Annotated in this window: 24 protein-coding genes and 2 tRNA genes; 13 read left to right on the plus strand and 13 right to left on the minus strand. The window is 55.4% G+C overall.

What is annotated here, in order from left to right; translation table 11 throughout:
• The first annotated feature begins 144 nt into the window (after nucleotides 1-144).
• From ACR0DG_RS03730 to ACR0DG_RS03740, 3 genes are all read left to right on the plus strand, one after another.
• Nucleotides 145-2418: an NADP-dependent malic enzyme gene (locus ACR0DG_RS03730; protein WP_480694432.1), complete on the plus strand. Its 2274-nt coding sequence runs from the start codon at nucleotides 145-147 to the stop codon at nucleotides 2416-2418.
• 269 nt (nucleotides 2419-2687) lie between these two features.
• Entirely contained in the window at nucleotides 2688-4577 is a 1890-nt protein-coding gene (gene prpE / locus ACR0DG_RS03735; protein ID WP_480694434.1) for a propionate-CoA ligase PrpE, read from the plus strand.
• A gap of 93 nt (nucleotides 4578-4670) precedes the next feature.
• The gene (locus ACR0DG_RS03740) at nucleotides 4671-6104 is read left to right on the plus strand and encodes an amidase family protein (RefSeq protein ID WP_480694436.1); all 1434 of its coding nucleotides are present in this window, start codon (nucleotides 4671-4673) and stop codon (nucleotides 6102-6104) included.
• Between the two features lie 247 nt (nucleotides 6105-6351).
• Here the strand turns inward: ACR0DG_RS03740 and ACR0DG_RS03745 are convergent, their stop codons facing one another.
• Nucleotides 6352-7158, minus strand: a complete 807-nt coding sequence (locus tag ACR0DG_RS03745) for an NAD kinase (RefSeq protein WP_480694437.1) — start codon at nucleotides 7156-7158, stop codon at nucleotides 6352-6354.
• Nucleotides 7159-7280: 122 nt separating this feature from the next.
• On the opposite strand from ACR0DG_RS03745, the gene glyA reads away from it, so the two are divergent.
• Entirely contained in the window at nucleotides 7281-8576 is a 1296-nt protein-coding gene (gene glyA, locus ACR0DG_RS03750; protein WP_480694439.1) for a serine hydroxymethyltransferase, read from the plus strand.
• A 49-nt stretch (nucleotides 8577-8625) separates the two neighbouring features.
• Here glyA and ACR0DG_RS03755 read toward each other — a convergent pair whose 3' ends face one another.
• A complete protein-coding gene (locus ACR0DG_RS03755; RefSeq protein ID WP_480694441.1) occupies nucleotides 8626-9000 on the minus strand; it encodes a hypothetical protein in 375 nt (124 codons plus the stop codon).
• 91 nt (nucleotides 9001-9091) lie between these two features.
• On the opposite strand from ACR0DG_RS03755, the gene ACR0DG_RS03760 reads away from it, so the two are divergent.
• Nucleotides 9092-9850, plus strand: a complete 759-nt coding sequence (locus tag ACR0DG_RS03760) for an alpha/beta fold hydrolase (protein ID WP_480694443.1) — start codon at nucleotides 9092-9094, stop codon at nucleotides 9848-9850.
• Here the strand turns inward: ACR0DG_RS03760 and ACR0DG_RS03765 are convergent.
• The 5 genes from ACR0DG_RS03765 to ACR0DG_RS03785 form a co-directional block, all read right to left on the minus strand.
• A complete protein-coding gene (locus tag ACR0DG_RS03765; RefSeq protein ID WP_480694445.1) occupies nucleotides 9847-10224 on the minus strand; it encodes a rhodanese-like domain-containing protein in 378 nt (125 codons plus the stop codon). The genes ACR0DG_RS03760 and ACR0DG_RS03765 overlap by 4 nt on opposite strands.
• A gap of 70 nt (nucleotides 10225-10294) precedes the next feature.
• The gene (locus ACR0DG_RS03770; protein WP_480694447.1) at nucleotides 10295-11647 is read right to left on the minus strand and encodes an HlyD family type I secretion periplasmic adaptor subunit; all 1353 of its coding nucleotides are present in this window, start codon (nucleotides 11645-11647) and stop codon (nucleotides 10295-10297) included.
• A gap of 6 nt (nucleotides 11648-11653) precedes the next feature.
• Entirely contained in the window at nucleotides 11654-13870 is a 2217-nt protein-coding gene (locus ACR0DG_RS03775) for a type I secretion system permease/ATPase (protein WP_480694449.1), read from the minus strand.
• A gap of 37 nt (nucleotides 13871-13907) precedes the next feature.
• Nucleotides 13908-15851, minus strand: coding sequence for a type I secretion protein (locus ACR0DG_RS03780; protein ID WP_480694450.1), 1944 nt, complete (start codon nucleotides 15849-15851; stop codon nucleotides 13908-13910).
• Between the two features lie 140 nt (nucleotides 15852-15991).
• On the minus strand, nucleotides 15992-18376 hold the full coding sequence (locus ACR0DG_RS03785; RefSeq protein ID WP_480694452.1) for a hypothetical protein: 2385 nt from the start codon (nucleotides 18374-18376) through the stop codon (nucleotides 15992-15994).
• 597 nt (nucleotides 18377-18973) lie between these two features.
• Between ACR0DG_RS03785 and ACR0DG_RS03790 the strand changes: the two genes are divergently transcribed.
• Nucleotides 18974-19714, plus strand: a complete 741-nt coding sequence (locus tag ACR0DG_RS03790) for a helix-turn-helix transcriptional regulator (protein WP_480694454.1) — start codon at nucleotides 18974-18976, stop codon at nucleotides 19712-19714.
• Complete coding sequence (locus ACR0DG_RS03795; protein WP_480694456.1) at nucleotides 19707-20204, plus strand: hypothetical protein; 498 nt, start codon at nucleotides 19707-19709, stop codon at nucleotides 20202-20204. Before ACR0DG_RS03790 ends, ACR0DG_RS03795 begins: the two co-directional genes overlap by 8 nt.
• 9 nt (nucleotides 20205-20213) lie before the next feature.
• Here the strand turns inward: ACR0DG_RS03795 and ACR0DG_RS03800 are convergent.
• Together ACR0DG_RS03800 and ACR0DG_RS03805 are read right to left on the minus strand one after the other, a co-directional pair.
• Nucleotides 20214-20299: transfer RNA gene (locus tag ACR0DG_RS03800), tRNA-Leu, on the minus strand.
• 208 nt (nucleotides 20300-20507) lie between these two features.
• Nucleotides 20508-20583, minus strand: a tRNA-Thr gene (locus ACR0DG_RS03805).
• A 163-nt stretch (nucleotides 20584-20746) separates the two neighbouring features.
• Between ACR0DG_RS03805 and ACR0DG_RS03810 the strand changes: the two genes are divergently transcribed.
• Complete coding sequence (locus tag ACR0DG_RS03810) at nucleotides 20747-21643, plus strand: hypothetical protein (RefSeq protein ID WP_480694458.1); 897 nt, start codon at nucleotides 20747-20749, stop codon at nucleotides 21641-21643.
• A gap of 152 nt (nucleotides 21644-21795) precedes the next feature.
• On the opposite strand, the gene ACR0DG_RS03815 is transcribed toward ACR0DG_RS03810, so the two are convergent.
• Nucleotides 21796-22905 carry an HlyD family secretion protein gene (locus ACR0DG_RS03815; protein WP_480694459.1) on the minus strand — a complete coding sequence of 370 codons (1110 nt, stop codon included), beginning with the start codon at nucleotides 22903-22905 and terminating at the stop codon, nucleotides 21796-21798.
• Between the two features lie 129 nt (nucleotides 22906-23034).
• On the opposite strand from ACR0DG_RS03815, the gene ACR0DG_RS03820 reads away from it, so the two are divergent.
• Complete coding sequence (locus tag ACR0DG_RS03820) at nucleotides 23035-23178, plus strand: hypothetical protein (protein WP_480707043.1); 144 nt, start codon at nucleotides 23035-23037, stop codon at nucleotides 23176-23178.
• 68 nt (nucleotides 23179-23246) lie between these two features.
• Here the strand turns inward: ACR0DG_RS03820 and ACR0DG_RS03825 are convergent, their stop codons facing one another.
• The gene (locus ACR0DG_RS03825; protein WP_480694461.1) at nucleotides 23247-23456 is read right to left on the minus strand and encodes a hypothetical protein; all 210 of its coding nucleotides are present in this window, start codon (nucleotides 23454-23456) and stop codon (nucleotides 23247-23249) included.
• A gap of 317 nt (nucleotides 23457-23773) precedes the next feature.
• Nucleotides 23774-24043, minus strand: coding sequence for a DUF2312 domain-containing protein (locus ACR0DG_RS03830; protein ID WP_480694463.1), 270 nt, complete (start codon nucleotides 24041-24043; stop codon nucleotides 23774-23776).
• Between the two features lie 162 nt (nucleotides 24044-24205).
• Between ACR0DG_RS03830 and ACR0DG_RS03835 the strand changes: the two genes are divergently transcribed.
• Nucleotides 24206-24424, plus strand: coding sequence for a hypothetical protein (locus ACR0DG_RS03835; protein WP_480694465.1), 219 nt, complete (start codon nucleotides 24206-24208; stop codon nucleotides 24422-24424).
• 9 nt (nucleotides 24425-24433) lie between these two features.
• Here ACR0DG_RS03835 and ACR0DG_RS03840 read toward each other — a convergent pair whose 3' ends face one another.
• Nucleotides 24434-24649 carry a hypothetical protein gene (locus tag ACR0DG_RS03840; protein ID WP_480694467.1) on the minus strand — a complete coding sequence of 72 codons (216 nt, stop codon included), beginning with the start codon at nucleotides 24647-24649 and terminating at the stop codon, nucleotides 24434-24436.
• A 245-nt stretch (nucleotides 24650-24894) separates the two neighbouring features.
• Between ACR0DG_RS03840 and ACR0DG_RS03845 the strand changes: the two genes are divergently transcribed.
• From ACR0DG_RS03845 to ACR0DG_RS03855, 3 genes are read left to right on the plus strand one after another with little or no spacing between them, the layout of a single operon-like run.
• Nucleotides 24895-25758 (plus strand): MBL fold metallo-hydrolase, encoded by an 864-nt coding sequence (locus tag ACR0DG_RS03845; RefSeq protein WP_480694469.1) that lies wholly within the window; start codon nucleotides 24895-24897, stop codon nucleotides 25756-25758.
• A 30-nt stretch (nucleotides 25759-25788) separates the two neighbouring features.
• Nucleotides 25789-26211: a YeeE/YedE family protein gene (locus tag ACR0DG_RS03850; protein ID WP_480694985.1), complete on the plus strand. Its 423-nt coding sequence runs from the start codon at nucleotides 25789-25791 to the stop codon at nucleotides 26209-26211.
• Entirely contained in the window at nucleotides 26211-26642 is a 432-nt protein-coding gene (locus ACR0DG_RS03855) for a DUF6691 family protein (RefSeq protein WP_480694471.1), read from the plus strand. The genes ACR0DG_RS03850 and ACR0DG_RS03855 overlap by 1 nt, the downstream gene beginning before the upstream one ends.
• Nucleotides 26643-26649 lie beyond the last annotated feature (7 nt).

Genomic DNA, 26649 nt, shown 5'->3' on the forward strand with positions numbered 1-26649 from the left:
TTGTGCGAACGTAAACGTTTTGTGAATGCTTTCAACTAGGGACCCCAACCCCGGCCGCATACTGTTGCAAAATGACGTAACGTAGCCAAGCCAGAAAAAATAGTTTAACGATCAAACAAATTTCGGAACGGAGATGAATCGCCAATGTCTGACACACCCAGCCTGCGGCAGGCCGCGCTTGACTATCACGCCCATCCAAAGCCCGGAAAGCTTGAGATCAAAGCCACCAAACCCATGGCCAACGGCCGCGATCTGGCCCGCGCCTATTCGCCGGGAGTGGCCGAAGCCAGCCTTGAGATCAAGGCCGATCCTGCCAATGCCGAGCTATATACCGCTCGCGGAAATCTTGTGGCGGTGGTCTCAAACGGGACAGCGGTGCTGGGTCTGGGTGATATCGGCGCTTTGGCCTCAAAACCGGTGATGGAGGGCAAGGCCGTCCTGTTCAAAAAGTTTGCCGGGATCGACTGTTTCGACATTGAAGTGGACCAACCGGACCCCGAAAAGCTGGCCGATATTGTCTGTGCGCTGGAACCCACCTTCGGCGCGATCAACCTTGAGGACATCAAAGCGCCCGATTGCTTCATCGTCGAAAAGCTTTGCCGAGAGCGCATGAACATCCCGGTTTTCCATGACGACCAGCACGGTACTGCCATCGTTGTTGGGGCGGCGGCTAAAAACGCGCTTCATGTGGCAGGTAAAAACTTTGAAGACATAAAGGTCGTGTCCACCGGTGGCGGAGCAGCGGGGATCGCTTGCCTCAGCATGTTGGTCAAACTGGGTGTCAAACGCGAAAACATTTGGCTGTGCGACATACATGGGTTGGTCTACGAGGGCCGCGCCGAAGATATGAACCCGCACAAGGACCAGTTCGCGCAGAAATCCGATCTGCGCACTCTGGATGACGTGATCGCTGACGCCGATTTGTTTCTTGGCCTGAGCGGACCGAATGTGCTCAAGCCGGAAATGGTTGCCAAGATGGCCAGCCGCCCGATCATCTTTGCGCTGGCCAATCCAACACCTGAAATTCTGCCGGACGCCGCGCGAGAGGTCGCACCCGATGCGATCATTGCCACAGGCCGGAGCGATTTTCCCAATCAGGTGAACAATGTCTTGTGCTTTCCCTTTATCTTTAGGGGCGCGCTGGATGTCGGAGCAACCGAGATCAACGACGAGATGCAGATCGCCTGCGTCGACGGCATCGCCGAAATGGCGCGTGCAACCACGAGTGCCGAGGCGGCGGCAGCGTATAAGGGCGAGCAGCTGACTTTTGGCCCCGACTACCTGATCCCCAAACCTTTTGACCCGCGTCTTGTTGGCGTTGTTTCTTCCTCTGTTGCCAAAGCGGCGATGGCCAGCGGCGTAGCGAGGCGCCCAATCGAGGACATCGAGGCATATAAAGAAAGCCTGAATCAGACAGTCTTCAAATCCGCCCTGATTATGCGCCCTGTATTCGAGGCAGCCGCAGCCGCCTCACGCCGTATCGTCTTTGCCGAAGGCGAAGATGAGCGTGTCTTGCGCGCGGCACAGGCAATTCTTGAGGAAACAACCGAAACGCCGATCCTGATTGGACGCCCGGATGTGATTGATGCGCGGTGCGAACGACTTGGGCTGACGGTCCGCCCCGGCGAGGATTTCCAAATCGTGAACCCGGAAAATGATCCTCGTTATTACGACTACTGGACCTCATATCATCAAGTTATGCAGCGCCGCGGTGTTACGCCGGATCTGGCCAAGGCGATCATGCGCACCAACAGCACCGCCATCGCTGCAATCATGGTCCAGCGGGGTGAAGCGGACAGCATGATTTGCGGAACCTTTGGTGAATACCGCTGGCACCTGAATTACGTTGAGCAGGTTCTGGATGACGGCGAACTACGTCCTCATGGCGCTTTGTCTTTGATGATTCTCGAGGACGGCCCCCTGTTTATCGCCGATACACATGTCAGACAGCTGCCAACCCCCGAGGAACTGGCAGAGTCGACCATAGGTGCCGCGCGACACGTCCGTCGCTTTGGACTTGAGCCCAAGATAGCCTTTTGCTCTCAGTCTCAGTTTGGCAATCAGGCCGAGGGCTCCGGGAAACGCCTGCGGGCCGCATTGGACATTCTGGATTCAGAGCCTCGCGATTTCACCTACGAGGGCGAAATGAATCTGGATGTCGCGTTGGACCCCGAATTGCGGTCGCGGATCTTCCCCAACTCGCGCCTGAAGGGTGCGGCCAATGTCCTGATCTTTGCCCATGCCGACGCTGCCAGCGGCGTTCGCAATATCCTCAAAATGAAAGCCGATGGGCTTGAGGTCGGTCCAATCCTGATGGGCATGGGCAACAAGGCCCATATCGTAACACCGTCGATCACAGCGCGTGGCCTGCTGAACATGGCCGCCATCGCAGGCACGCCGGTCGCGCATTACGGTTAAGCAACCTTGGAAACACAAACCGGACGCCCGATCGGGCGTCCGGAGTGATTCTTGGTTCGGTTTGCACGAAAAACTTTGCAGATTTGCAAACGCCTCCCGTTTGCGTCGAACGAAACTGCCCTGAAAGTGAATTTGCAAAACTTTGCAGGTCAAAATCGGCGATTCTGCAAATTTTTTGCGATAAAGTGACGCTCCGTAACGCCCCTCGCTTGTCCGATGGCGTCTCTCCCCCTTACACACTGCACAGGGAATTTACGGAGGAGGTCACCGTGGCTTATCAGGACGTTTACGAGAACTGGAAATCCAACCCCGAGGCATTCTGGATGGAAGCTGCGCAGGGTATTGATTGGGTTCGCCCACCGACCAAAGCGCTGTTCGATGATAATGCGCCGCTCTATGAATGGTTCTCTGACGCCCGGGTCAACACCTGCTGGAACGCAGTCGACCGCCACGTTGAAAACGGTCGGGGTGAACAGACCGCGATCATCTACGACAGCCCAATTACCCACACCAAAAGAGAGATCTCTTACGTAGAGCTGCGCAACCGCGTCGCCAACCTGGCCGGGGCACTACGCGCCAAGGGTGTCGAAAAAGGTGACCGCGTCATCATCTATATGCCCATGATCCCCGAGGCGCTTGAGGCGATGTTGGCCTGTTCCCGTCTCGGTGCCGTGCATTCGGTGGTGTTTGGTGGCTTTGCCAGCAATGAACTTGCGGTCCGGATCGATGACGCCAAACCCAAAGCCATCATCGCCGCGTCTTGCGGGATGGAGCCGGGGCGCGTTGTTCACTACAAACCTCTGCTGGACGGTGCGATCGACCTCGCCACCCACAAGCCGGACTTCTGCGTGATCTTCCAGCGCGAGCAGGAAGTCGCCCAATTGATCGAAGGGCGTGACTATAACTGGCACGGTTTCCAATACGGTGTTGAGCCCGCCGAATGTGTGCCTGTGGACGGTAACGATCCGGCCTATATCCTGTACACTTCGGGCACCACTGGCGCGCCAAAGGGTGTCGTTCGTCCGACCGCAGGCCATTTGGTCGCGCTGAACTGGACGATGAAGAATATCTATGACCTCGACCCGGGCGATGTCTTCTGGGCCGCGTCAGATGTCGGCTGGGTGGTGGGGCACTCCTACATCTGCTACGCCCCGCTGATCCACGGCAACACGACCATCGTTTTCGAAGGCAAGCCCGTGGGAACGCCGGATGCAGGCACTTTCTGGCGTGTCATCTCTGAACATAAGGTCAAAAGCTTCTTTACTGCCCCGACAGCGATCCGCGCCGTAAAGCGCGAAGATCCTTCTGGCGAGCTGATCGGCAAATACGACCTGTCGAACCTGCGTGCCATGTTCCTGGCCGGCGAACGTGCTGATCCGGATACCATCGAATGGGCGCAAAAAGCGCTGCAGGTGCCGATCATTGACCATTGGTGGCAAACGGAAACCGGATGGGCGATCGCAGGTAACCCGCTTGGTATCGAAGAGCTTCCGGTCAAACTGGGCTCGCCCGCCAAGCCGATGCCCGGTTATGACGTCCAAATCCTTGATGAAGGCGGACATCCGGTACAAGCTGGCGAGCTGGGTGCAATCGCGGTCAAATTGCCTTTGCCTCCGGGTACGTTACCGACCCTTTGGAATGCAGAAGAACGTTTCAAGAGTTCGTATCTGAACCACTTCCCCGGATACTATGAGACCGGCGATGCAGGCATGATCGACGAAGACGGATACCTGTATATCATGGCGCGCACAGACGACGTCATCAACGTGGCGGGTCACCGCCTGTCTACCGGTGGCATGGAAGAGGTGCTGGCCGGGCACCCCGATGTGGCCGAATGCGCGGTTATCGGAGTGACCGATCAGCTGAAAGGTCAGATGCCTGTTGGGTTCCTGTGCCTCAACGCAGGGTGCGACCGTGACCACGGCGAAGTCGTGCAGGACGTCGTCAAACTGGTACGTGAAAAGATCGGCCCTGTTGCTGCCTTCAAACAGGCCGTGGTGGTAGACCGTCTGCCCAAAACCCGGTCGGGCAAAATCCTGCGGGGCACGATGGTGTCGATTGCCGACAATAAAGAATACAAAATGCCGGCTACGATAGATGATCCCGCCATTCTGGATGAGATCACCGACGCGCTGAAAACCATCGGCTACGCTCAGTAAAAAGGCCAAGGGGCGATACCAATCGCCCCACCCCGCCTTTCTCTTGCAACCTGACAATGGGCCACTACTGTCTGACCAAGACAGTGAGGTCCCATGACATCAACCGACATCTGGCGTTTGACCGCCACCGAACTGACCGCCCTGACCCGCAACCGGGAACTCAGCGCCAAAGAGGCGGTCCAATCTGCCATCGATAGAATGCGGCAGGTTAACCCTTCGCTGAACGCAGTGGTCGAACACCTGAGCACCGAGGCTTTAGCTCGCGCCAAGGATCTGGACACTGCGGTGTCACAAGGTGCCCAACCCGGCCCACTGCATGGCGTTCCCGTAACCATCAAGATCAATGTAGACCAAACAGGGCACGCAACGTCGAACGGGGTCGTGGCCCTGAAGGATGTTATTGCGCCTGACGACGCACCGGTTGTGTGCAATCTGCAAAAGGCCGGAGCCGTCGTAATCGGACGCACAAATACGCCCGAGTTCTCTTTTCGCGCAGATACAGACAACCCATTGCACGGCAGGACCGTAAATCCTTGGGGCCCCCATATTTCGCCCGGCGGGTCGTCTGGTGGCGCCGGGGCATCTGTAATAGCGGGAATCGGGGCATTGGCCCATGGGAACGACATAGGTGGTAGTCTGCGGTTTCCGGCTGCTGCAAATGGGGCGGTCACAGTCAAACCCGGCCTTGGGCGCGTACCCGCGTGGAACCCAAGTCAAAAAGCCGAGCGCGGTTTGCTGGCGCAATCCATGTCCGTACAAGGGTTGATCACCCGTTCGGCGGCTGATCTGCACCTGTCAATGCCAAGCCTGATCGCACCTGACCCGCGCGATCCGTTCCACGTACCTTTGCCTTGGCGTGGAGATTCATTGGAAGGGTCGATCAAGGTGGCCTTTTCAAAGGAAACCTACGGCTACGATCTCCATCCGGAGGTCGACAAAGCCTTGGATGCCGCGCGCGACGCGTTGGTCGACGCAGGTTATACGGTCGAGGAAGTCACCCTACCCGATGTGTTCGAATGTGGGCGCAATGGATATCGCGCGTTGATGGGCGAAGTGCTGACCTTACTGAAAAACGATATCGAGGCCGCAGGCTCGCAGACAATTCGCGATATCTTTGACGTATACTTTCAGGAATTCCCTCCGATCACAGGCACGGACCTGATCGAGATGATGGCCAAACGCAGCCACTATGCCCGCGTGTGGTCCATGTTCCTGCAGGATTACCCACTGGTCCTGTCACCGTTCTTGCCGCAACCATTCTTCAAACCGGACCGTGACACAGAGGGCCCCGAGGGCGTGCACGAGGTTTTGGGATGTGCTGTCTATTCCTATGCGATGAACTTCCTTGGATTACCGGCAGCCTGCGTCCCCGCGCGGCTGGCTGAATTGCCGCAAGGGCCGCAGCCAATCAATGTTCAGATTGCGGCCCGACGCTGGCGTGAGGATTTGGCCGTAGACGCAGCGCTGGCAGTCGAGACACGTATAGGCCCGATGTGCCATCCCTTGTGGGAACGAATGGAAGCCTGAAAAGAAATTGACCCCGGGGTTTTGTGCCCGGGGTCCGCTTTCTTAAATATGCCTAGAGATCCAATAACAAGCGTAGCACCACCTACCCTTGCCAGCGCGTAAACTGCGCGTTCATTTCGAAAACACCGTTGGCGGCCACTCACTCCCGCCGTGATGTATCTCCGGGCATGTTCAGATTAATCAAACCTTAATCAAACTCCTGTGAACTGGTTCACATAAGTCGAAAAAAACGTATCGGTTTGCAGATTTAGGTGAATTGTTCGGAGATCAGACGCTCTTCCAGACCGTGACCCGGGTCAAAAAGGATCCGATGTTGGATGGACGGCTCGGATCGGATTTCGACCCAGTCTATATCCGGGAAAGATACCGAATCGGCATCAGCCATGACCGGGCGTTTTTCGGCATCCAGAACGTCAAATCGTACCTTGGCAATCTTAGGCAGCAATGCCCCCCGCCATCGGCGTGGACGAAAAGCCGCAATCGCCGTCAGGGCCAGAACATCCGAGCCTATAGGCAAGATCGGACCATGCGCAGAATAGTTATATGCGGTAGATCCGGCCGGCGTTGACAGCAACGCTCCGTCGCAAACCAATTCGTTCATGCGAACCCGACCATCAACGCTGATTTTCAGCCGCGCCGCCTGCGGACCCGCCCGCAACAGCGAAACCTCATTAATGGCCAACGCCTCGTGCAGCTTGCCGGACTGATCCATCGCCCGCATGGTCAGAGGATTGATCACCTCTTCTTCGGCATCGGCAAGACGCTCCATCAGGTCGTCTTCATGAAACTCGTTCATCAGGAACCCGATCGTGCCCCGATTCATTCCGTAAACCGGTGTATCGAGGTGCTGCATGTTGTGTAGCGTGTGCAGCATAAAGCCGTCCCCGCCCAAGGCGACGACAACGTCTGCGTCCCGCGGCGCGGCATTGCCATACAGTTTAACAAGGCTGTCCCGCGCGGATTGCGCCACTTTGGCGTCGCTGGCCAGAAAAGCGATTCTTTTTGTCATCCGTTCCCGTTTCCGGTGCTGCACATTTGGTTCCGAAACAAACATACCTTTCCCCAATAGGCCAGACTTGACGCCCCAGAGAACCAAATCGTCGCTTTACCACTTTTTCCCCCGCTTCGTTTCCGATAGGAAATCCGCAAGTCAATCCCCAGCCATGTGGAGCCACAATGAACGCCAATCTTCGTGATACCGGTTTCTTCACCCAATCCCTGTCCGCGCGTGATCCAGAGCTGTTCGGCTCGATCACGTCCGAATTGGGCCGCCAGCGTGATGAGATCGAACTGATCGCTTCGGAAAACATCGTCTCTGCCGCCGTAATGGAAGCGCAGGGTTCGGTCATGACCAACAAATACGCCGAAGGCTACCCCGGTCGTCGCTATTATGGCGGATGCCAGTTTGTCGACGTGGCGGAAAACCTTGCCATCGACCGCGCCAAGCAATTGTTTGGCTGTGAGTTCGCAAACGTACAGCCGAATTCCGGCAGCCAGGCGAACCAAGGTGTCTTTCAGGCCCTGATCCAGCCCGGCGACACCATTCTGGGCATGTCGCTGGACGCAGGTGGGCACCTGACCCACGGTGCGCGCCCCAACCAGTCTGGTAAATGGTTCAACGCTGTCCAGTACGGTGTGCGCCAGCAAGACAACATGCTGGACTATGATCAGGTTGAAGCACTGGCCAAAGAGCACCAGCCCAAACTGATCATCGCTGGTGGATCGGCAATCCCGCGTCAGATCGACTTTGCCCGGATGCGTGAAATCGCAGACATGGTCGGTGCCTATCTGCATGTGGACATGGCCCATTTCGCCGGTCTGGTTGCTGCGGGTGAACACCCCAGCCCCTTCCCGCACGCCCATGTTGCGACCACAACCACGCATAAAACCCTGCGCGGACCACGTGGCGGCATGATCCTAACCAATGACGAAGCGATCGCCAAGAAAGTGAACTCGGCCATCTTCCCCGGCATTCAGGGTGGACCTTTGATGCATGTCATCGCAGGTAAAGCCGTGGCGTTCGGCGAGGCCCTGCGCCCCGAGTTCAAAACCTACATCCAGCAGGTCATCACCAACGCGCAGGCGCTATCGGATCAGCTGATCAAGGGCGGTCTGGACACCGTGACCCACGGCACCGATACCCATGTCGTGTTGGTTGATCTGCGCCCCAAAGGCGTCAAAGGCAACGCAACCGAAAAGGCTCTGGGCCGTGCGCATATCACGTGCAACAAGAACGGTGTGCCTTTTGATCCCGAAAAACCAACTGTCACCAGCGGTATCCGTTTGGGCTCTCCTGCTGGAACCACCCGTGGATTTGGTGAGACTGAATTCCGCCAGATCGCGGACTGGATCATCGAAGTGGTCGACGGGCTGGCCGCGAATGGCGAGGAAGGCAACGGAGAAGTCGAAGCCAAGGTCAAGGCAGAAGTTGCCGAACTCTGCGCACGCTTCCCGATCTATCCGAACCTGTAAGGTCTTTTGGAATCAAAATTTTTGCGGCGCCCATTGGGCGCCGTTTTACTTAGATGAAGCCTTGCCATCTTAGAAAAACCAACAGCAAAACGAACAGTGCCAGCATGTTGAAGGCAAGGCCGCCGAGCATCCCCAGAAACCATCCCAATCGCCGATCAGCAAGGCTGATACCACCCAGATATTCCTGGACGTCTTCGGATGCCTGAACAAGTTTTGGGGTATCCAACACCAAGCGTAACTTGGGATGAGCCGCCATCTGTTCGGCCTGTGCCAAAAGAATCGCTTGTTTGTAGACGCGTCGCGGCAACTGACGTTTGGCCTTTTTGACCGAAGCGGTCAGTGTTTTGTCACGCACACCCAGCTTGTCGCGCAACAGCTGAACTGTCTGTGCGATCTGGCTCTGGATGTCTGAATTCTGCGGCATTTGGCGGCCTCCTGACGCGTCACCATATCTATGTCGCGTGGCGCGGACAATGGGGCTGGTTGTTTGAAGCCTTGGCAGGTATCACGGCACTATGCTGAATACGATCCTTCATGGCGAACCAACCGAAAACCCACCCCTGTTGATCGCGCATGGCCTCTATGGCTCTGCCCGAAACTGGGGCGTTATTGCGCGCAGGTTGTCGGATGAACGCCAAGTGATCGCCGTAGACATGCGCAACCACGCCAACAGCGAATGGACCCAGCAACACGACTACCCCGGCATGGCAGAGGACCTGGCCGAGGTGATCGACAGTTTCGGTGGACGCGTTGACGTCGTCGGGCATTCTATGGGTGGTAAAGCCAGCATGGCACTAGCCTTGCAACACGGCGCGCTTGTTCGAAAGCTGGTCGTGGCTGATATCGCGCCGGTGACGTACACTCATAGCCAGCTTCAGTTCATTGATGCCATGCGTGCCGTAGACCTTTCTGTGGTCGAACGTCGATCAGATGCCGAACAGCAATTGGCCACGCTCGGGGTGGATAAATCACTGCAGAGCTTCTTTACGCAGTCTCTTGATATCAAGGGGCAAAGATGGCTGCTGAATCTGGACACCCTGGCGGCAGAGATGCCCAAGATCATGAGTTTTCCTGGTCTGCACCTGACATGGAACGGCCCCGCGTTATTCCTGTCTGGCGCTGACTCAGACTATGTTTTGCCAGAGCACCGAGAAATAATTCGCGGGCTTTTCCCGTCGGCCCGTTTTGCCAAGATCCCGGGTGCCGGTCATTGGTTGCACGCCGAAAAACCCCGGGAATTCGAGGCCGCCGTCAGAACGTTCCTCAACGCTTAGCCGTCTGAAACCTCGCCACCGGCGTTGACCCAGTCGGCAAAGCCGCCCAGGTTGTATACTTGGGAATATCCCATATCGTTCAGAAGCTTGCCCGCCAAAGCAGCACGCCCTCCGGCGGCACAGTACAAAACGATGGCTCTGTCTTTTCGAAGTTCGGGGTCATACGATTGCAACGCATCATCAGCGCGAAACTCCAACATACCCCGCGGGATGTGATGTGCACCGGCAGCGCGACCGTTTTGCTTAAGCTCCATCGCATCGCGAACATCCAGCAACAAAGCGCCTTCAGCGATAAGCTCGGCGGCCTTTTCCATCTGGATACGTTCAACGACCGCGTTTGCGGCTTCCATCATCTCTTTTACCGTCAACGGCATGTGGGCTCTCCTGGTGAATCTCACCAGATGCTAACATGCTGAATCTGCGCGGTGTAGCCTGATCAGACGATCAGTGTTCTCGGAAGGCGCGTGACATGCTGTCTGTCACCGGTTTTGCGATATAGGCTGCAAAGGTGCGTTCTTCGGTCTGAATCATGATCTCTGCTGGCATCCCTGGTGTGGGTATGAACCCGCGGACACGCTCGATTTCATCTGGCGCAAGCGAAATCCGGGCAAGGTAAACCTCCTGTGGCGTGCCAGACGAATCCTCGACCAGTGCATCGGCGGAAACATAAAACACTTCTCCGCTCAGAACCGGAGTTGTGCGCTGGTTCAGCGCAACAAGGCGCACGGTTGCATTCTGACCTGTTCCGACGCTGTCGATCTCGGTACGTGGGATCTGTGCTTCGATGATCAAAGGCGCGTCAGCCGGGAGGATTTCGGCAATCGGCTCACCTGTTTCGATGACGCCGCCGGGCGTGTGGTAATGCAGGCGAACAACTGTTCCCGTTACCGGAGCCCGCACAACGGCGCGATCCAAAACGCTGCGCGCCTGACGCGCTTTTTCGCGTACACTTTCCAGATCAGCTTCAATCACGCCCAACTCATCCAGAGCCGCCTCGCGGTATGCCGACCGCGTCCGGGTAATCTGTTCTTCGAACTTCAAAAGCATCTGGTTGATTTCCGAGGATTCAGCCGCCAGACGCGCCTGTTGGCCTTCGGCTTCTGCCTGAACGCGCCGGATTGTATTCAAATCACCCTTTCGCACCAACCCTTTGTCAAACAGTGCTTTTTTGGTTTCGTATTCCTCTTGCAGGATGTCCGAACGGCGCTTCATGCTTTCCAATTGCGCTTCAAAGCCGCTGGAGCGGATTTTCAGCGCTTCCATGTTCCGTTCTAGCAGGGCGATGTCGTTCAACAGGGTCTTTCGCGATACGTCGAAGCTGATCCTTTGACCGTCAAGAATGGTCATGACCTCGACGTCATCTGTGGCCTCAATCAAAGACGTTGAAAACTCAAGCCGCTCCTTTTCGTTGTACTCAGCCTGCAGCCTTTCCGTCATCGCCCGCAAACGGATTTTACGGATAAAAAGCTCTCTCTCATTCGCTTCGGCCGAGGTTTGGTCAAGCGTCATCAAGACCTGTCCGGCCTCGACCTGCTGCCCTTCAATCACCTTGATATCTTCGATGATGCCACCTTCAAGATGCTGCACGATCTTGTTGCGTCCCGTGGCAACAAAACTGCCCTGCGCAATCACCGCAGCCGCCAGCGGGGCGCTGAACGACCAGACGCCAAACCCGCCAAAACAAACGACAAGCATAAGGAACCCGACGACGATCAGGCGGCCGATGGATCGCGGAACTTCGGCGTACCAAACGGTCGGATCATTAGGATCATTGTTGACCGGAACCAGATCATTCATTTGACTTCACCCCTTCTGATCTTCGATGCCGGATTGTTTGCGCGGTCCGTTCAACTGTTGCAGCACCTGCTCACGTTGACCGAACAACGCAACACGCCCATCTGTCAGCAGCATGATTTTGTCGACCGCATTCAAAAGCGTCGGTTTCTGCGTGATCACCACCACAGTGATCTTATTTTCCTTGGCCTGAGCGATCGCTCGGGCCAGGGCCTGATCGCCGGCGACATCCAGGTTCGAGTTCGGCTCATCCAAGACAACCATGCGTGGGTTGCCAAAGAAGGCCCGCGCCAGCGCAATCCGTTGTTTTTGACCACCAGACAAAGGTGATCCGTCCGCCGCAACCACGGTTTCATACCCCTGAGGAAGCGTTGCAATCATGTTGTGCACGTCCGCCAAAACTGCTGCATCATGGATCTGTTCGTCCGTGGCGTCTTCGCGCATACGTCCGATATTGTCCTTGATCGTACCGGGAAACAGCTGAACATCCTGAGGCAGGTACCCGATGCTTTCACCAAATTGGCGCGGATCCCAGTTGCGGATATCCATAAGGTCCAGCCGAACACTTCCCGACGTTGGCAGTATCGATCCGACAAGCGTCTTGCCCAAGGTCGTTTTACCCGCACCTGAATTGCCGATGATTGCCAGTGTCTCACCGGGGTTGAGCGAAAAACTGATGCCGTTCAACACAACGCGCTTGGTACCGCCGGGCACGTACAGCAGACGTTCGACATCCAACCGGCCTTCGGGGCGCGGCAGGCGCAGTTTTTCAAACTGAAGCGCCGAGTTGGTCAGCAGGTGGCTGATCCGCGCATAAGCGCCGCGTGTCAGCAGGAAAGAGTTCCACCCTTCGATGGAACCTTCGATCGGGGCGAAGGCACGCCCTGCAATGATCGACGCAGCAATTACCATGCCGCCGGTGATCTCACCCTGCAGGGCAAGATATGCCCCCCAACCCAGAATTGCGATCTGCGTCAGCAGGCGAACCGCTCGGGAAATCGCAGCAAAGATCACGTTGCGATCCTGTGCACGGACCTGCCAGGTCAGAGACTGCGCCGTATCGCGCCCCCAGATCCGCACGGCCTCGGGGATCATAGCCAGCGCGTTGATGATCTGACTGTTGCGCGACATGGAATCCAAGTGCTGATTGGCCATGGATTGCGCCTTGTTCGCCTCGGCAAAAGGCTTGGCTGTCATGCGCTGGTTGATCAGCGCGATGACCATCAGCAACAGCGCCGTAACGATGACGATCGTGCCCAATTGCGGGTGAACAAGAAAGATCATCAGAATGAACAAAGGTGCAAAAGGTACATCAAGAAATGAGATCAGGGTCCCCGAGACGAGAAAGCCCCTGACCTGCTGTAGATCTCCAAGTGTCTGATATTCGCGACCTGTCCCATGCAAAGACGCGTGGGCAGCGGCGCTCAGGATAGGGGCGCCCAGTCGCGCGTTCACCTCGACCGCAGTGCGCATCAACATGAACCTGCGAACGGCATCAAAAGCCGATTGAAAGATCACAGCCCCTGCAACGATCGCCGTCAGCATGATCAAGGTGTCCAATGAGCGGCTGGTCAAAACCCTGTCGCTGATCTGGAACAGGTAAATCGGGATCGCAAGAATCAGGATGTTGGTTGCGCATGTCAGAACCAGAACGAACGCAAGGTTCCGCAATATCGCCCGCATCGAAATTTGCAGCGTCCGCTGAAAGTCTTCGGGCGGGGTACGCTTGTGAAAAGTCTGGGGTGGCCCGTTACCGTCCCCACCACCACCCTTTTTCAGGGGCAGTGGCTGGTTTGCCTTGGCCTCGATGGTGGTGCCAATATTCGCACCGCCTTTCGAGCGCGACGAGGGGGGGACCCGCGCGGTCTGGTCTTTGGCGGTTTGAGGTTCGGGGCCTTCAGCATCGGCCACCCCAGCGCCACGGCCCTCAGTGGTTCCACCCTTATCGGACTGCGGCGAAGCGCGCTGAAACGACGTTTCGGCGCGTTTTTGAAAAGCTTTGTTGGTTGGGTTCTCGGCAATATCCACGTCTATCTTTTTGACTTCTGGTTTTGCTGAACTGTCCCTGATCGGGCGAACGCGCATTTCTTCGCTTAAGCGCAGCTCTGGCATGGGTTTAGCCGATCTTTGCGACTGCCCAGCAGGCGGTTTCGACGGATCGGCACCGCCCCGGCCATCCAATGGGCTGGCAGGAAAAGAGCGGCGCGACGAAAACAATATCGACATACTCAAACTTTCAGATCACTCGTAAAAAACAGGGAAATTAAGCTAACATCGTGCTTAAGGCGTCATCGGCATTGATCATCTCTGACGGTGTCAGCTTATTGTGCCCGGGCGCCATGTCGGATTTGCCGGGTCCACTTGTTTCTTCCAGCAACATCGCGATGGCATCATTGCCAATTTCGACCTCGAGATCGTCTTCCGGAGTGTCGATCAGGCTGGCCTGATGTAACAACACGTCAGAATATTCACCTTCAGACGCCATAATGACCGAGTCGACGCCGATAGTTGAAACGCTTGCGGCGTTCAACAGCGCGTTGCCCGCGCCAAGGGCCGAAGCTTCGGCACCTTTGCCACCTTTAATGTGAACGTCGTCCTGATCGGTCAGCGTGGTCACCTGCTCGATGACATTAAGCTGCACCAGGTCGCCTTCGATCTTGAGCACTCGAACTTGCTCCATCCCCGCGTAGAGCGGGTCGTTCAACAAGGCATCTTCTAAGGCTTCTGTGTCCATCTCCTGCAAAGGTAAAACCTCGGCCAGAGTGTCTGAAAGTTCTTCGTGGGTATCCTCGCCGATTGTCGTCAACTCGACATGGTTCATGACAAGGTTTTCGTTCAATTCTTCTTCGACCGTCACACCCACAAGGTTGTCGTCGTCGACCAAAGCAATCGTCTGATGGATCATATCGACGGACACCATGTCGCCGCCGACGAGAACCAAATCGTAGTAGCTGCCTAGCTCCACGATATTCGTGGCGTTTACCAGATCGTTGTCGCCCATGATGTACAGGCTGGTCGTTGCTTCGATCTCGGTTTCGACGTGGTCGATATCTGTCGCGTCGATAACCTGTTTCACGAAATTTGTGACGAACAGATCGCTTGAGATCCAGGTGATCGCTATGATCGGGTCCTGCCCGGGTTCTGATACGTTCTGGTCCAGCCAGGGCGCCTCGTTGCTTTCCACAGATATACTTGAGGATTGTACGACCTTGGTTTCGCTTTGGACGTCTTCCTCACCCAGATCATGGTCGGATACGACCGCGACCTGACTTACAACCGTCAGGTTAACGGCTTGTCCGCCAACCGCGATAACCGGCGCGTCCACCCAACCTACTGTAATAGCGACTTCATTTATCGCAAGATTGCCGCCCGCAATGACACTATGGCCGTCACCAAATTCAGCATCCTCAGACTGATCCCATTCGACCGGAAGCGGGTCAAACTGATCTTCGTCTTCCTCTTCTTCATCAGGAAGGTGGTGCTTGGGGACGATGTCTATCCAATCCTCCACCTCTTCAACATGCTCACCATTCACGATAACACCCAAAGCCGCGTCACCCTGGAATTGGTGCACAGTTGCCCCTTCGACCGACATCGCGATCGGCGTCTGAATTTGCTCCTTGAGGGCTTCGAGGTTCTCGGCGGATTGGTAATCACTAATGTCGAACGACGGGGCAGCGACAGCGTGCAGCGAGACGGCGGTCTCCAGCAACTCCTGTCCTTGCTGCATCAATTCTTCAACGTCTCGGAAATCACCCAGCCCGATCGTGTCATTGTCACTCAGGTTCAGGGTTTGGAAATTGTACGTGACGGCCGATCCAATCAGTTCGGGGGTCAAAATGGGTTCTTCCACAATGATCGTAAACGACCCTGTGAAAATGGCCGCGTCGGGGGCAACATAATCTGGTGCGGCAACAGGTTGATAGAATGTCTCCGTGCCGGGGCCGAGCGCAGGGGGCACCGGCGGAAGGGGGATATCAGCGTGATCAACCGCGGATGTAAAGGGCAAAGCACCGTACTTTCCGGGATCAAGCTTGAGGTCGGCTTTTACTTTGACAGCTTTACCTTCTTCCAGGTCTTCCAGCTCGGCCTTTCGCCTGAGCGCAGTGAATTCCTGATATTGATCTCGCATCCGGGCCTGCTCGCTCGTCAGCTCAAATGTTCCTATGAAATGGGCAATCGTCTCACTGATACTATCAAAAGACATTTTGTTTTTCCCTTCCCCAAAACGATCAAAATAAGTCGTTGAGGGTTGAGTTGAATCGGGGCCATCTGCCTTGGCCCCGACATTTTTCATCGAATGGATCAGGGCCCGGTAATTCAGGCCCTGATCCGTATTGCACCAATTTAAGTGTCGTTATCGTCGCTAGCGTAGCTGGAGGTCATCGAACCACCGACCATTGTCGTATCGACCGAGTTACCCAGAACGTTGGCACCCATAACGATCGACTGGTTGAAGGCCGAGGTATCGACCACTGCAGCCGCCGATGCGTAGGATTCGCCCGTTACGATGCCGTCGCCAGCATTGTTGGAGCCCCATTCACCAGCGTGGCCGCCAGTGCCGCCCGCGCCGGAATACGCACCCGACGCATCGCCACCGTTCACCATGGCACCTGTGGTCGCACCGGACATAGCGGTACCTGAAGCGTCGCCGCTGGTTCCACCATTGCCCGCGCCGGCACCGCCACCGCCGCCGAAGCCGGACGACGCCGTGCCGGTTGCAGTGCCGGAACCAGTCGAGGTCGCATCATTGTCGGACATGGCGTCACCACCGTATCCAGCAATCGCTTCAGCCAGACTATCTGCCGAACCGTCGGTTTCCGCAGATGAGAACAGGTCGGAGGCACCACCGCCACCCGCAGTATTGCTGGCGTCGGCTGACCCTGCACCGGTTCCGCTGGACATCGCATCCTGCTGGATCGCGCCGCCACCGCCACCAAAGCCGTCTGCAGTTGCAGTTCCGGTGCCAGTACCAGTTGCGGATCCATCGGTGTCATTCGTACCGGCCGCACCGCCATCGCCGCTCGCGTTTTGCGGCAGGCTGGCTGTACCATCTACATCACCCGGTGTTTGTGTGATGTTCGGGCCGGTTGTGGTCTGCTCGCCAACACCCTTTGAATCCGATCGAGAATCGGCGATTCCACCGTAGGCCTTACCACCATCGCCGTCGCCGCCAACACCTGTGCCGCCGGTGCCGTCGCCGCCACCTGCTCCGCCGCCAGTGCCTTCACCGCCACCTGCTCCGCCACCGATGCCTTCACCGCCAACACCCGGGTTTCCACCGTTGGTGTCACCGCCGCCGTTCCCGGCACCTGCTTGACCAGCGTTCAGGCCAACCAGACCGTTCTGCTGGTTCAGCGCCGCCAAAGCCGCGTCTACCTGACCGGAGTTGCCCCCGCTACCAGATGCGCCGGTTCCTGCTCCGCCAGTTCCTGCAGCACCGTTACCGTTGCCAGCGGTTCCGCCTGAACCGTTACCATTGCCACCCGTGCCGGTTGCACCATTGCCATCGCCCGAATCTGCATCGGCTGCACTTCCTGCAAAGCTGCCCGCAAGACCAAGTCCAAGGTTACCGGCATCAGCGTCATTGGCTTCGGTATTGCTGCCGCCAAGGTTGATTGCGGCACCGTCATTTTCAGCGTCACCCTCTCCCCCATTGGCACCATTGGCATCGGAGTCATTGGACGCGCTACCTGCACCCAGTGCTCCAGCGTGCGAAACATTGTCGCCGCCTTTGGTCGTTCCGTCGTTATCGGCGTTCGACAAACCTAAACCTAAGCCCAGACCGATCGATCCAGCATCACCGCCTTCACCGGCTGTACTGGTCCCATCAGAGGCCGAAGCACCAACATTGTGAGCAGCCGCATTACTCGCAGCCTGTCCTCCATTACCAGCGTTACTGCTGCCATTTGAAGTGGCATCAGAATGACCAAAACCCACACTAAAATTGGTCGCATCGCCGGAAGAGCCGCCTAGGCCGCCAACTCCCGTTCCATCAGCTTGGCCGCTGTGGCCCCCAAAGGCCCATGCGTCACCTCCGGTGGTGTTGCCAGATGCATTGCCCGCAGCAGTGGAACCACCGTTTCCGGAGTTACCACCATCGGAGTGCGAGCCGATACCTTCATCAGCGGTGGCACGGCCTCCATGGGCGCTACCCTCCTGATCAAACTCTCCGGTATTGGACACTGCAGCCGAACCAAGATGGTCATCATCGCTTAGGTTAGCCAACTGATTATTGATGGTTGACATGTCGTTTCCTGGACCACTGAGGTTTATGTCCAGGTTCAGGTCATCGCCCGGGTCGTAGTCAAAATCGTCTCCGACCGTAATGACTTTACCGATAGAGGATCCCTCGGAAACGTCTACATCGACTAGATCATCATCCCGACCTAACGCGCCGGCATCACCAAAATCTATGTGAACCGAATTAGAATTGTCATTATTCCCGTTAACTTGTCGCTGCCCTTGGTGCTGATCCTGACCCTGATCTTGGCCTTGACCCTGATCTTGGCCTTGACCTTGGTCCTGACCCTGACCGTTTTCAACGACTGTCGCCTGGCCCTGAATCTGGCCTTGGTCCTGGTCTTGTTCGTTGTCTACGTTGGTTTCTTGTTCGGTCAGTTCGGCCTCTACGTCGGCGTCTTCAACGTAAATATCTGCGTCCACCGGAACATAAGCTTTACCGACGTTGACTTCATCAATGTCGATGGCTGGGTTACGTGTCTTACTCATATCAAATTCCACTTACTGAGCGCACTGACCGTCATTCATCTCCAAAACGGTGACTGGCGCGTTGAAACAAAAATGCACGCAGGCGCAAAACACGCATGAGTGCGGGTTTCTTCGGTGAATTCGTCTCCCACCCTCCTTTCTCGGCCAAGCCGGACCTGCGTCTGCTGGAAAAACTCGCGAGAATGCACGATTCGCGGACGCATCAGGAAAATCAGCCCCTCAAATTGGAGCCCGTTCATGGTTGCAGCAGTAATCCGCCGTGAATAGCTAACCGTAGGTTTTAGAAAATTTAACCTGTTGTTTTTATTGTTGTATTTTTGGTTTTGTTGAATTTTTGTTCGAAATAAAGCGGAAAAATCGATTTAAAACCGGCAGTTTAGGAAACCCATTGATTTCTTCTACTTATACGAGAAGTGGTAAGTTTAACCTGACCGAAAGTTCTAGAACCAAACACCTGTTAACTATCGAACTTTTCGAAAAATAGTACTTTCTTCTATGGCCGTCGCCTCAAATGCGTTAATATTCGGTTAATATTTATTTTGATGTTCAGTTGACGATTTCGCCGTTTGTGCGGCGTGGTTTTGATAGGGGGAGAGAATGAGCATTCCGCTTCGGGATAATGCCATAGAAAACCAACAAAGTTTGGATGAATTCTCGATCAATTTTATCGGCAAGGCTCTGTTTTACTCAGACCAAACCATTGAGGGTGTCCAAAAGGAATTCGGTGTCGCCACACACCGCTACGAATCGATTTCTTCGATGCCGAATCCAAAGCTACAAGACAATGGTCTCGGAAGAATAATAATTGTTGATCAGATGGCGACAGAAGACTTGCTGGCGCGCCCTCAACAGTACCGTGACAGCGCGGGATCAGGCAGTGTCGTGTTTGCTTACCGCAAAGAAGATTCCGCGCGATACCTGTTCGACAGATGGAATCCTAAGGAACATGGCGACATCGGTTACTTGCCGATGAACATAGCACCTGATGCTTGGCGCTCTATACTGCGGCTCTTGCTGCACGAAGAACTCTACCTGCCCAGTTTTCTGTTTCATTGCGTGTCAAACACAAATACGCCTGCTCAAAAATCCCCACAGGTTTCTGGCGATCTGCATCCTTTGTACTCCAAGCTAACACGGCGAGAGAAACAGGTTTTGCAGTTGGTCTCGAAAGGTCAAAGCAACAAGATCATTGCATCGAACCTTGGGATCACTGAACATACGGTCAAATTGCACATGCACAACGTGGTGGGCAAAATCGGCGTCAGCAACCGAACGGCAGCGGCGCAGTTCTTTTTTGAGGTGGCCCCGGAAGAGGCGCAAAACGTGACTATTGACTGAAGATTTCGAGGCCCGCTTTGACCGTCTGATCCTGCTGGTTGGCAAGCTCAACTACATGTGGACCAACACGGAAAGCCTGCTGATCCATCTGATCGCGGGTCTAACACGTACGCATAAAGACGTAGCCGTAATTATCTTCTTGACGCTGAACACCACTCGAGCGCGCATTGACCTGGTTGAACGGCTGGCCAAAATGGAGGGCCGCCCTCCGGACATTCGCGACCCGATTTTGGAGCACACGCAGAGGTTGTCCAAGCTTTCAGGCATCCGCAACAGATACAACCATTGCATCTACTCCTTCGATCCTGACAGCGGCAACCCAAAGACAATCCTGATGCGGATCGCCGACAGAAAAACAGATATTCGCCTTGGTCGCGAAGACACCGTCGACGAAGAGGCGATGCAGGAAATCGAAAAAGTTGTCACCCAGCTGTCAGAGGCCAACCGAGACATCTGGCGACTGATAAACCAGTTGGGTTTTCCGGTATAAGAACGCAGCTGGTGCGGGCGGTGGGACTCGAACCCACACGGGCATACGCCCTTCAGATTTTAAGTCTGATATGTCTACCATTCCATCACGCCCGCACAGCGCGGGAGTTCGTCTTTGAACTCGGAAAAACCACTAATCCCATAATTCCACGAACACAATCTGTTTCATCATCCCTGTGTAAGGATTCCATGTATGGAAAATGGCGACACAGCCATCCCTGCCAATTGATCGATGTTATGTCCCTCAAGTAAGCAATAGAAGGTCGCTTACTAATGGCAGAACTAACCATATATTCAGGGTAAATGGTGCCCCCACACGGACTCGAACCGCGGACCTACTGATTACAAATCAGTTGCTCTACCAGCTGAGCTATAGGGGCACTTGGTGTCGATTAATATCTCTGAACGGGGACTGCAACCCTCAATTTTCAGACGAACTCAGGTTATCTGAGTTTTCTTTGACACACGGCGCTATGCCGTGGTCCTCAGCCGTAGGTTTGACTGCCCGATGTTCAGCCTGTAACCCGGCAGGTGAGGCTAAAGATGCAAGGACAAGAACCAACTATGCAGGTCGCTATCCACGCCGGTGCCGCCTTTACAGACCATGGTCGACTTCTGTCGGCGCTGCAGGCCAACAACAAGGCTCTGGTGGAACATGGCGTCGCCTATTTTGGGCCGCGCAGATACCGACGCACGTTCAAACCTTCTTTCGACGCGCATTTCTCGGATTCGGCGAATGCAAAGGCTGATGCAGTGTTCCGTAGTGCTCTGCCCGCGCAAGCACATATCCAACGCGCGGTTTTCACAAGCAGCGAGTTTGCGGGCGAGCAAAACCTGGCCCTTCAGGATGGTCAGCTTTATCCTATGGCGGGTCAGCGAATGGCGCTGTTGGAACACGTTTATCATGACCATGAAGTAGAGCTGCTCTTTGCTCTGAGGAACCCCGGCACCTTTATTCCGAAACTTTTGATGTCTCTGTCCGAAGCCGACCGGGCGCATATCATCAGAAATACGGATTTAAGCTGTCTCAGCTGGATAGGGATGGTGGATGACATCCGGGATCTTGCGCCCAGTGTCCGCATAACCTTGTGGTGTAACGAAGATACGCCACTTCTTTGGGGAGATGTCGTGCGCGCCACAGCAGGGTTGCCTCAAGGCACCGAACTAAATGGAGAGTATGACCTGCTGCTTTCCTTGCTGACCGAGGAAGGCGCACAGCTTGCCAAGAACGAGGCCTTGGCCGATCCGGATCTGCCTGACACCGAGGTCCGAGAAATTCTGTCGCAAATCCTTGAAGACCACGCGCACCCCGAAAAGGTTGAGGAAGAGTTTGAGCTACCGGGCTGGAACGCTGAGATTTTCGATGCCTTTTCCGAGCTATACGAGCAAGACGTTGCGCGGTTGGAAACAACCCCAGGGGTGCGGCTGCTTAGGCCCTGAACGGTCGCAAATTCGGCCGCCAGCAAACCTGCGCCTGACACCGACCATACTGTCAGTTTCAGACCGCTTACTGCATTAATTCAGGCACCGAAGACGGTTTCTCGGGATCGCCACGGGGTCGGTCCAATGCAATTCATTCGAACGCAATTCGCTTAGATGTAATTAAGCTTCTTGGTAATCCAGAACAGTATCTCTGCGAGCACTGAAATTGCCCCTGCCCCTTCGGTGATGACCAAAGCCGATCCAGATGCACCCAGCTTGGTAATCTCGGCATCGATGTTATCCGGAATGTCCACGATTACGATGTACTCGGATGATCCGGTGAGTTCCCTCAGAGATGGCAGACCGGATCTTAGATCCAATGCACCTTCACTGGTGGCTGGGGGGATATCCCGTATTGTTGCCTCAAATTCTTCTCCGGGTGCGCTTCTTAGCGCGATTCGAATGGTGTCTCCGATGTGGACGTTCTGAAGACTGCTAAGGGGCAGCGTCGCAATAAGAACCCGATCACCGGGCACAACGAAATTTATCGCGCCCTGCAGCGTTGTGACACGGTTACCCGGACGCAGCGATAGCCCGGTTACCATGCCATCCGCAGGGGCTCGAACAACGGTCTGCTCAAGCGTCCATTGGGCCCGGGCCAGCATATTTTCAACCTCGACAACACCCACATCAACCCCACTCACTTGAGCCGCAATTCGGCGTTCAAGGCTGGCTTTACGTGCTTTTGCCGCGCGCAAACCGGCTTCGAGCTGTTCAATCGTGGACACAGCTTCCTGAAGTGCGAATTCCGAAGTTGCGCCACGATCCGCAAGGCGGATGATATCGTCACGGCGCGCCGCGCCAAAGGAAAGTTGAGCCTCGAGCGACGCGATATCTGCGTCAGCTGCATCAAGATCATGGCGCAATTGATCGGCGGCTGCCTGTGCCGAAGCCAGCGACGCCTCTAGCCGCGCAACCTCTGCGGTATATTCGGTGTCATCGATACGAAACAAGACGTCGCCAGCCTTTACGGGCTGATTGGCTTTGACCGCGACTTCAACCACTGGCCCAGACACGTTCGGAGCGATATTGATGACGGCACCTTGAACAGAGGCCACACCAGACGGGGTCGTATGGTTCAGCGCCCCGATCACCACAAGCGCAAGTATCACACCGCCGCCGTAGATGACTGATTTAGATACAGCGTTCCACGGCAAAAGCTTGAGCTTGGAAAAAACAAGCCACGCGATTCCAAAGTACAGCCCTAGGACAATCAGCATATCTATGCGCCTTTTCTGTTTGAGGCTTCGTAGTAGCCTTATTTTCGCGCCGATCCCAAACGCGGCTCACATCAAAACCTCAGTGGGGCGTCAGCACGCGAGTTTTGCACCAATAGTTCGACCCGCAGAGTGCATATCGCTGACCAAATCCGAATTGCCGATGTTCCAATCAAGGTGGCCGCACCCAAAAATCAGGTCCCAAATTTTGATCCGGCAATCGAATATCACACCTACTTGCCGGATCAGATCGCTGTCGCCTCTGGCAATGCCTGAGGTGAACGGCGATGCCCGTCGAATCCCCGGAGGCGCCACTCTGAGGTAATGGAGGCCGCCAAAACCAATCAAATGCCCATCCTGCGTGCGCTTAAATCATATCCGACCGAGCCGGTGAAGACGACCGATGTTGCGTCCGTATCTGCGGTTGAGGGGGGCTCTCGGCTGATCTCTGCAATACCCCCACATCCTCGGAACAGTGTGTGCACCTGCCCGATCACATGTTTGAAATAAATCTTCAACGCGACGCTCCAGTACTCTCCGGCTTTGTTGGCCACCTATAGGCTTCGGCGGATGAGATCTGAATAATTGAAGAATTCGGACAGGTGTAGTTTCATAGGGCGTGTTACTGTTACACGTACCCTCTAAGTATATGCAAAAAAACAATTAACTTAAACATCAATACACAAGAGGAAAGCCAAAAGCAGTCAGAATTGGCTGACAATCAAATGGCAAATCCCGTTCAGCGGGTGACATCCCAAAAGGCATTTGCATGGGCAGACGGTCTTAAGGAGTTTTTGGCAGACTATTTAGGTAAACGGCAGGGTACATGGTGCGCCATCTAAGACGGCGCGAAACCCGTACCCTACGCGGATCAGCTCATGCCCAGCGCTTCTTTGTACATTTCCAACACCGCTTCTTCTTCTGCGATGTCATCTTTGTCCCGTTTGCGCAGCGCAATCACCTTGCGCATGACCTTGGTGTCATAGCCGCGCGCCTTGGCCTCTGCCATGACTTCTTTTTGCTGCTCCGCGATGTCTTTCTTTTCAGCATCCAAACGCTCGAACCGTTCAATGAACTGGCGCAACTCGCCCGCGGTTACGCGATAATTGGCGGAGGCCTGATCTTCGGTCATATCTTCCATCTACGTCTCTCCCAGAGGCTGCGTTCGAATGCTTATGAAACGGCTCCAAGCCGGATACATCGCCTCTGCACCCTCCGCAAGCACACAATCCCCCATCGGACTTGTCTGATGAGGGGTGATCCGATAAGCGCAGTGGAAATCTGCTGATTTAAGTTGGGAACTATGTTCGAAATCATCACCTGGGGCGGTGCCGCCCTTTCGCTTGCCGGTCTGCTGGGCTTAGTCTGGTGCATTCTGCGTGTGATGAAAGCGCGCAAGTCTGGCCTTTCGGACGATGAACTGCGCGCTGTGGTTCAAGGTGTTCTTCCGTGGAACCTGGCCTCGTTGTTTCTTTCGGTGCTGGGCCTTATGCTTGTGATCCTCGGGATATCGTTCAGCTAAACCTGTGCCTCAAACGGGCAAGTTATCGAACTGAGCTTCCATTGCGTCTTCGCACAAAGCAGCGTCCAGACGCCGTAGACGCGACGGGATGTGCATACCCTGCTGTCGCATACGGTCGATAACCTTGGTTACACTGGGTTGCAGAGCCAAACGGGTTTCAAGGCAGGCGCCTTTCAGCCTTTCTTCCAGTTGTTCAGCTTCGGAATACAAATTAACTGTCGACATTGCCATCCTCCCAAATGCTGTCTGACTACCTTGATATAGGTACCATTTTAAGACTTGCTGATCTTAGACTGCCGATCCGCGAAAAACTGCCTGTGTGTCCTGTGTATTTGGCAGGTTTCAGCGGATTGGTTAAATTCTACGCCAAATTGATCTGACCTGCCTTGACCAGCATCAAGTCACGAACTGTTGATTGCCATACATTCCGCAATTGATATACGAAAAATACAGGGCTGACGGAGGGAAACATGACACCCAAGGTAAAGGCGTTTTTTGATACTGATACGTTCACGGTCTCATACCTTGTGCAGGAACCCGAAGGCCTGTCCTGCGCGATCATTGACAGCGTTCTGGATTTTGACCACGCCTCTGGCCGCACTGCCACCACCTCAGCCGGAAAGATCGTAGATTATGTTCGCGAAAACGGACTGAAGGTCGAGTGGATTCTGGAAAGCCATGTTCACGCGGATCACCTGTCTGCGGCACCGTTTCTACAACAAGAATTGGGCGGCAAAATTGGGATCGGCGACCAGATCATCACCATTCAGGAAACCTTTGGGAAAATATTCAACGAAGGGACCGAATTCCAGCGGGACGGCAGCCAGTTTGACGCGTTGTTCCGCGAAGGTGACAGTTTTCACGTCGGACAAATGCGCGGGGATGTTTTGCACACTCCGGGTCACACCCCAGCTTGCCTGACTTATGTCTTAGGGAATGCCGCATTCGTTGGCGACACGTTGTTCATGCCGGATTTCGGTACGGCCAGATGCGACTTTCCCGGCGGATCATCCGAAACGCTATATAGCTCAATCCAGAAAATCCTGTCGCTTCCGGATGAAACCCGTGTGTTTGTCGGCCACGACTATAAAGCGCCGGGTCGGGATGAATACGCATGGGAAACCACCGTCGGAGAGCAGAAGGCGCTGAACGTCCATATCGGCCAGGGTCGCCCCATTGAAGAATTCGTCAAAATGCGCGACGCGCGTGACGCGACCTTGGGCATGCCGCGCCTTATCCTTCCCTCTCTACAGGTCAATATGCGGGCGGGGCAAATGCCACCTTCGGACGAAAATGGTGATATTTTTCTGAAGGTTCCGCTGAATAAGCTGTAACTCAAAACCCGACCTGAAAAAGGAATGACGATGTACACCGAATGGATTTGGGGACTGGCCGGGGGTTTGATGATCGGACTGGCGGCCGCTATCTACTTGCTGGGGAACGGTCGCGTCATGGGGGCCAGTGGCATACTCGGCGGATTGGTCGATAACTCTGATCGCTCGCAAGAGCGGTTGGCCTTTGTCGCCGGCCTTGTCGGCGCTCCGTTACTGTTGAGCCTGTTTATGTCGCCCGCCCCGCAAACGCATCTGACCGGCAATCTGACAGTCGTCATATTGGCGGGTCTTCTGGTTGGTGTCGGCACACGCCTTGCAAACGGATGTACATCCGGCCACGGAGTGTGCGGGATATCCAGATTTTCGCTGCGCGGCATCATGGCCACAATAATCTACATCGGCGCCGGGGCGGTGACATTGGCCGTACTGCGTCACATGTGGGGGCTGATTTGATGCGCACGATGATCTCGCTTTTTTCAGGCGCGTTGTTCGGCACCGGTCTCTTGATCTCTGGCATGACGGACACTACCAAAGTGCAGGGCTGGTTGGATTTCTTCGGACAGTGGGACCCGACCCTTGCCTTCGTAATGGCAGGCGCAATCCTACCCATGCTGATAGCCTGGCGGCTGACACCGCATCGTCAGCCGCTCACAGGGGGCCAATTTCCCGTGATGTCATCGCCTGAACTGGATCGACGCCTGATCGTTGGGTCAGTGATGTTCGGCATGGGATGGGGTCTGTCGGGGCTGTGCCCGGGGCCTGCGATTGCGTCAATTTCCTATGGCGGCCTTGGCGGTGTTGTTTTTCTGATCGCGATGATCGCTGGAATGTTCGCGGCCCCGACACTTGGTGCGCAACTGGACAGGGCGGCCAACCCGGCCTAAGCAATTG

The sequence above is a fragment of the Ruegeria sp. BG8 genome, assembly GCF_056538325.1.

What these genes read in the sequence shown, in the direction of transcription:
- ACR0DG_RS03730 (WP_480694432.1), top strand. Translation starts at nt 145, where the DNA reads ATGTCTGACACACCCAGCCTGCGGCAGGCCGCGCTTGACTATCACGCC.
- ACR0DG_RS03740 (WP_480694436.1), top strand. Translation starts at nt 4,671, where the DNA reads ATGACATCAACCGACATCTGGCGTTTGACCGCCACCGAACTGACCGCC.
- ACR0DG_RS03745 (WP_480694437.1), bottom strand. Translation starts at nt 7,158, where the DNA reads ATGTTTGTTTCGGAACCAAATGTGCAGCACCGGAAACGGGAACGGATG.
- glyA (WP_480694439.1), top strand. Translation starts at nt 7,281, where the DNA reads ATGAACGCCAATCTTCGTGATACCGGTTTCTTCACCCAATCCCTGTCC.
- ACR0DG_RS03755 (WP_480694441.1), bottom strand. Translation starts at nt 9,000, where the DNA reads ATGCCGCAGAATTCAGACATCCAGAGCCAGATCGCACAGACAGTTCAG.
- ACR0DG_RS03760 (WP_480694443.1), top strand. Translation starts at nt 9,092, where the DNA reads ATGCTGAATACGATCCTTCATGGCGAACCAACCGAAAACCCACCCCTG.
- ACR0DG_RS03765 (WP_480694445.1), bottom strand. Translation starts at nt 10,224, where the DNA reads ATGCCGTTGACGGTAAAAGAGATGATGGAAGCCGCAAACGCGGTCGTT.
- ACR0DG_RS03770 (WP_480694447.1), bottom strand. Translation starts at nt 11,647, where the DNA reads ATGAATGATCTGGTTCCGGTCAACAATGATCCTAATGATCCGACCGTT.
- ACR0DG_RS03775 (WP_480694449.1), bottom strand. Translation starts at nt 13,870, where the DNA reads ATGTCGATATTGTTTTCGTCGCGCCGCTCTTTTCCTGCCAGCCCATTG.
- ACR0DG_RS03780 (WP_480694450.1), bottom strand. Translation starts at nt 15,851, where the DNA reads ATGTCTTTTGATAGTATCAGTGAGACGATTGCCCATTTCATAGGAACA.
- ACR0DG_RS03785 (WP_480694452.1), bottom strand. Translation starts at nt 18,376, where the DNA reads ATGAGTAAGACACGTAACCCAGCCATCGACATTGATGAAGTCAACGTC.
- ACR0DG_RS03790 (WP_480694454.1), top strand. Translation starts at nt 18,974, where the DNA reads ATGAGCATTCCGCTTCGGGATAATGCCATAGAAAACCAACAAAGTTTG.
- ACR0DG_RS03810 (WP_480694458.1), top strand. Translation starts at nt 20,747, where the DNA reads ATGCAAGGACAAGAACCAACTATGCAGGTCGCTATCCACGCCGGTGCC.
- ACR0DG_RS03815 (WP_480694459.1), bottom strand. Translation starts at nt 22,905, where the DNA reads ATGCTGATTGTCCTAGGGCTGTACTTTGGAATCGCGTGGCTTGTTTTT.
- ACR0DG_RS03830 (WP_480694463.1), bottom strand. Translation starts at nt 24,043, where the DNA reads ATGGAAGATATGACCGAAGATCAGGCCTCCGCCAATTATCGCGTAACC.
- ACR0DG_RS03835 (WP_480694465.1), top strand. Translation starts at nt 24,206, where the DNA reads ATGTTCGAAATCATCACCTGGGGCGGTGCCGCCCTTTCGCTTGCCGGT.
- ACR0DG_RS03840 (WP_480694467.1), bottom strand. Translation starts at nt 24,649, where the DNA reads ATGTCGACAGTTAATTTGTATTCCGAAGCTGAACAACTGGAAGAAAGG.
- ACR0DG_RS03845 (WP_480694469.1), top strand. Translation starts at nt 24,895, where the DNA reads ATGACACCCAAGGTAAAGGCGTTTTTTGATACTGATACGTTCACGGTC.
- ACR0DG_RS03850 (WP_480694985.1), top strand. Translation starts at nt 25,789, where the DNA reads ATGTACACCGAATGGATTTGGGGACTGGCCGGGGGTTTGATGATCGGA.
- ACR0DG_RS03855 (WP_480694471.1), top strand. Translation starts at nt 26,211, where the DNA reads ATGCGCACGATGATCTCGCTTTTTTCAGGCGCGTTGTTCGGCACCGGT.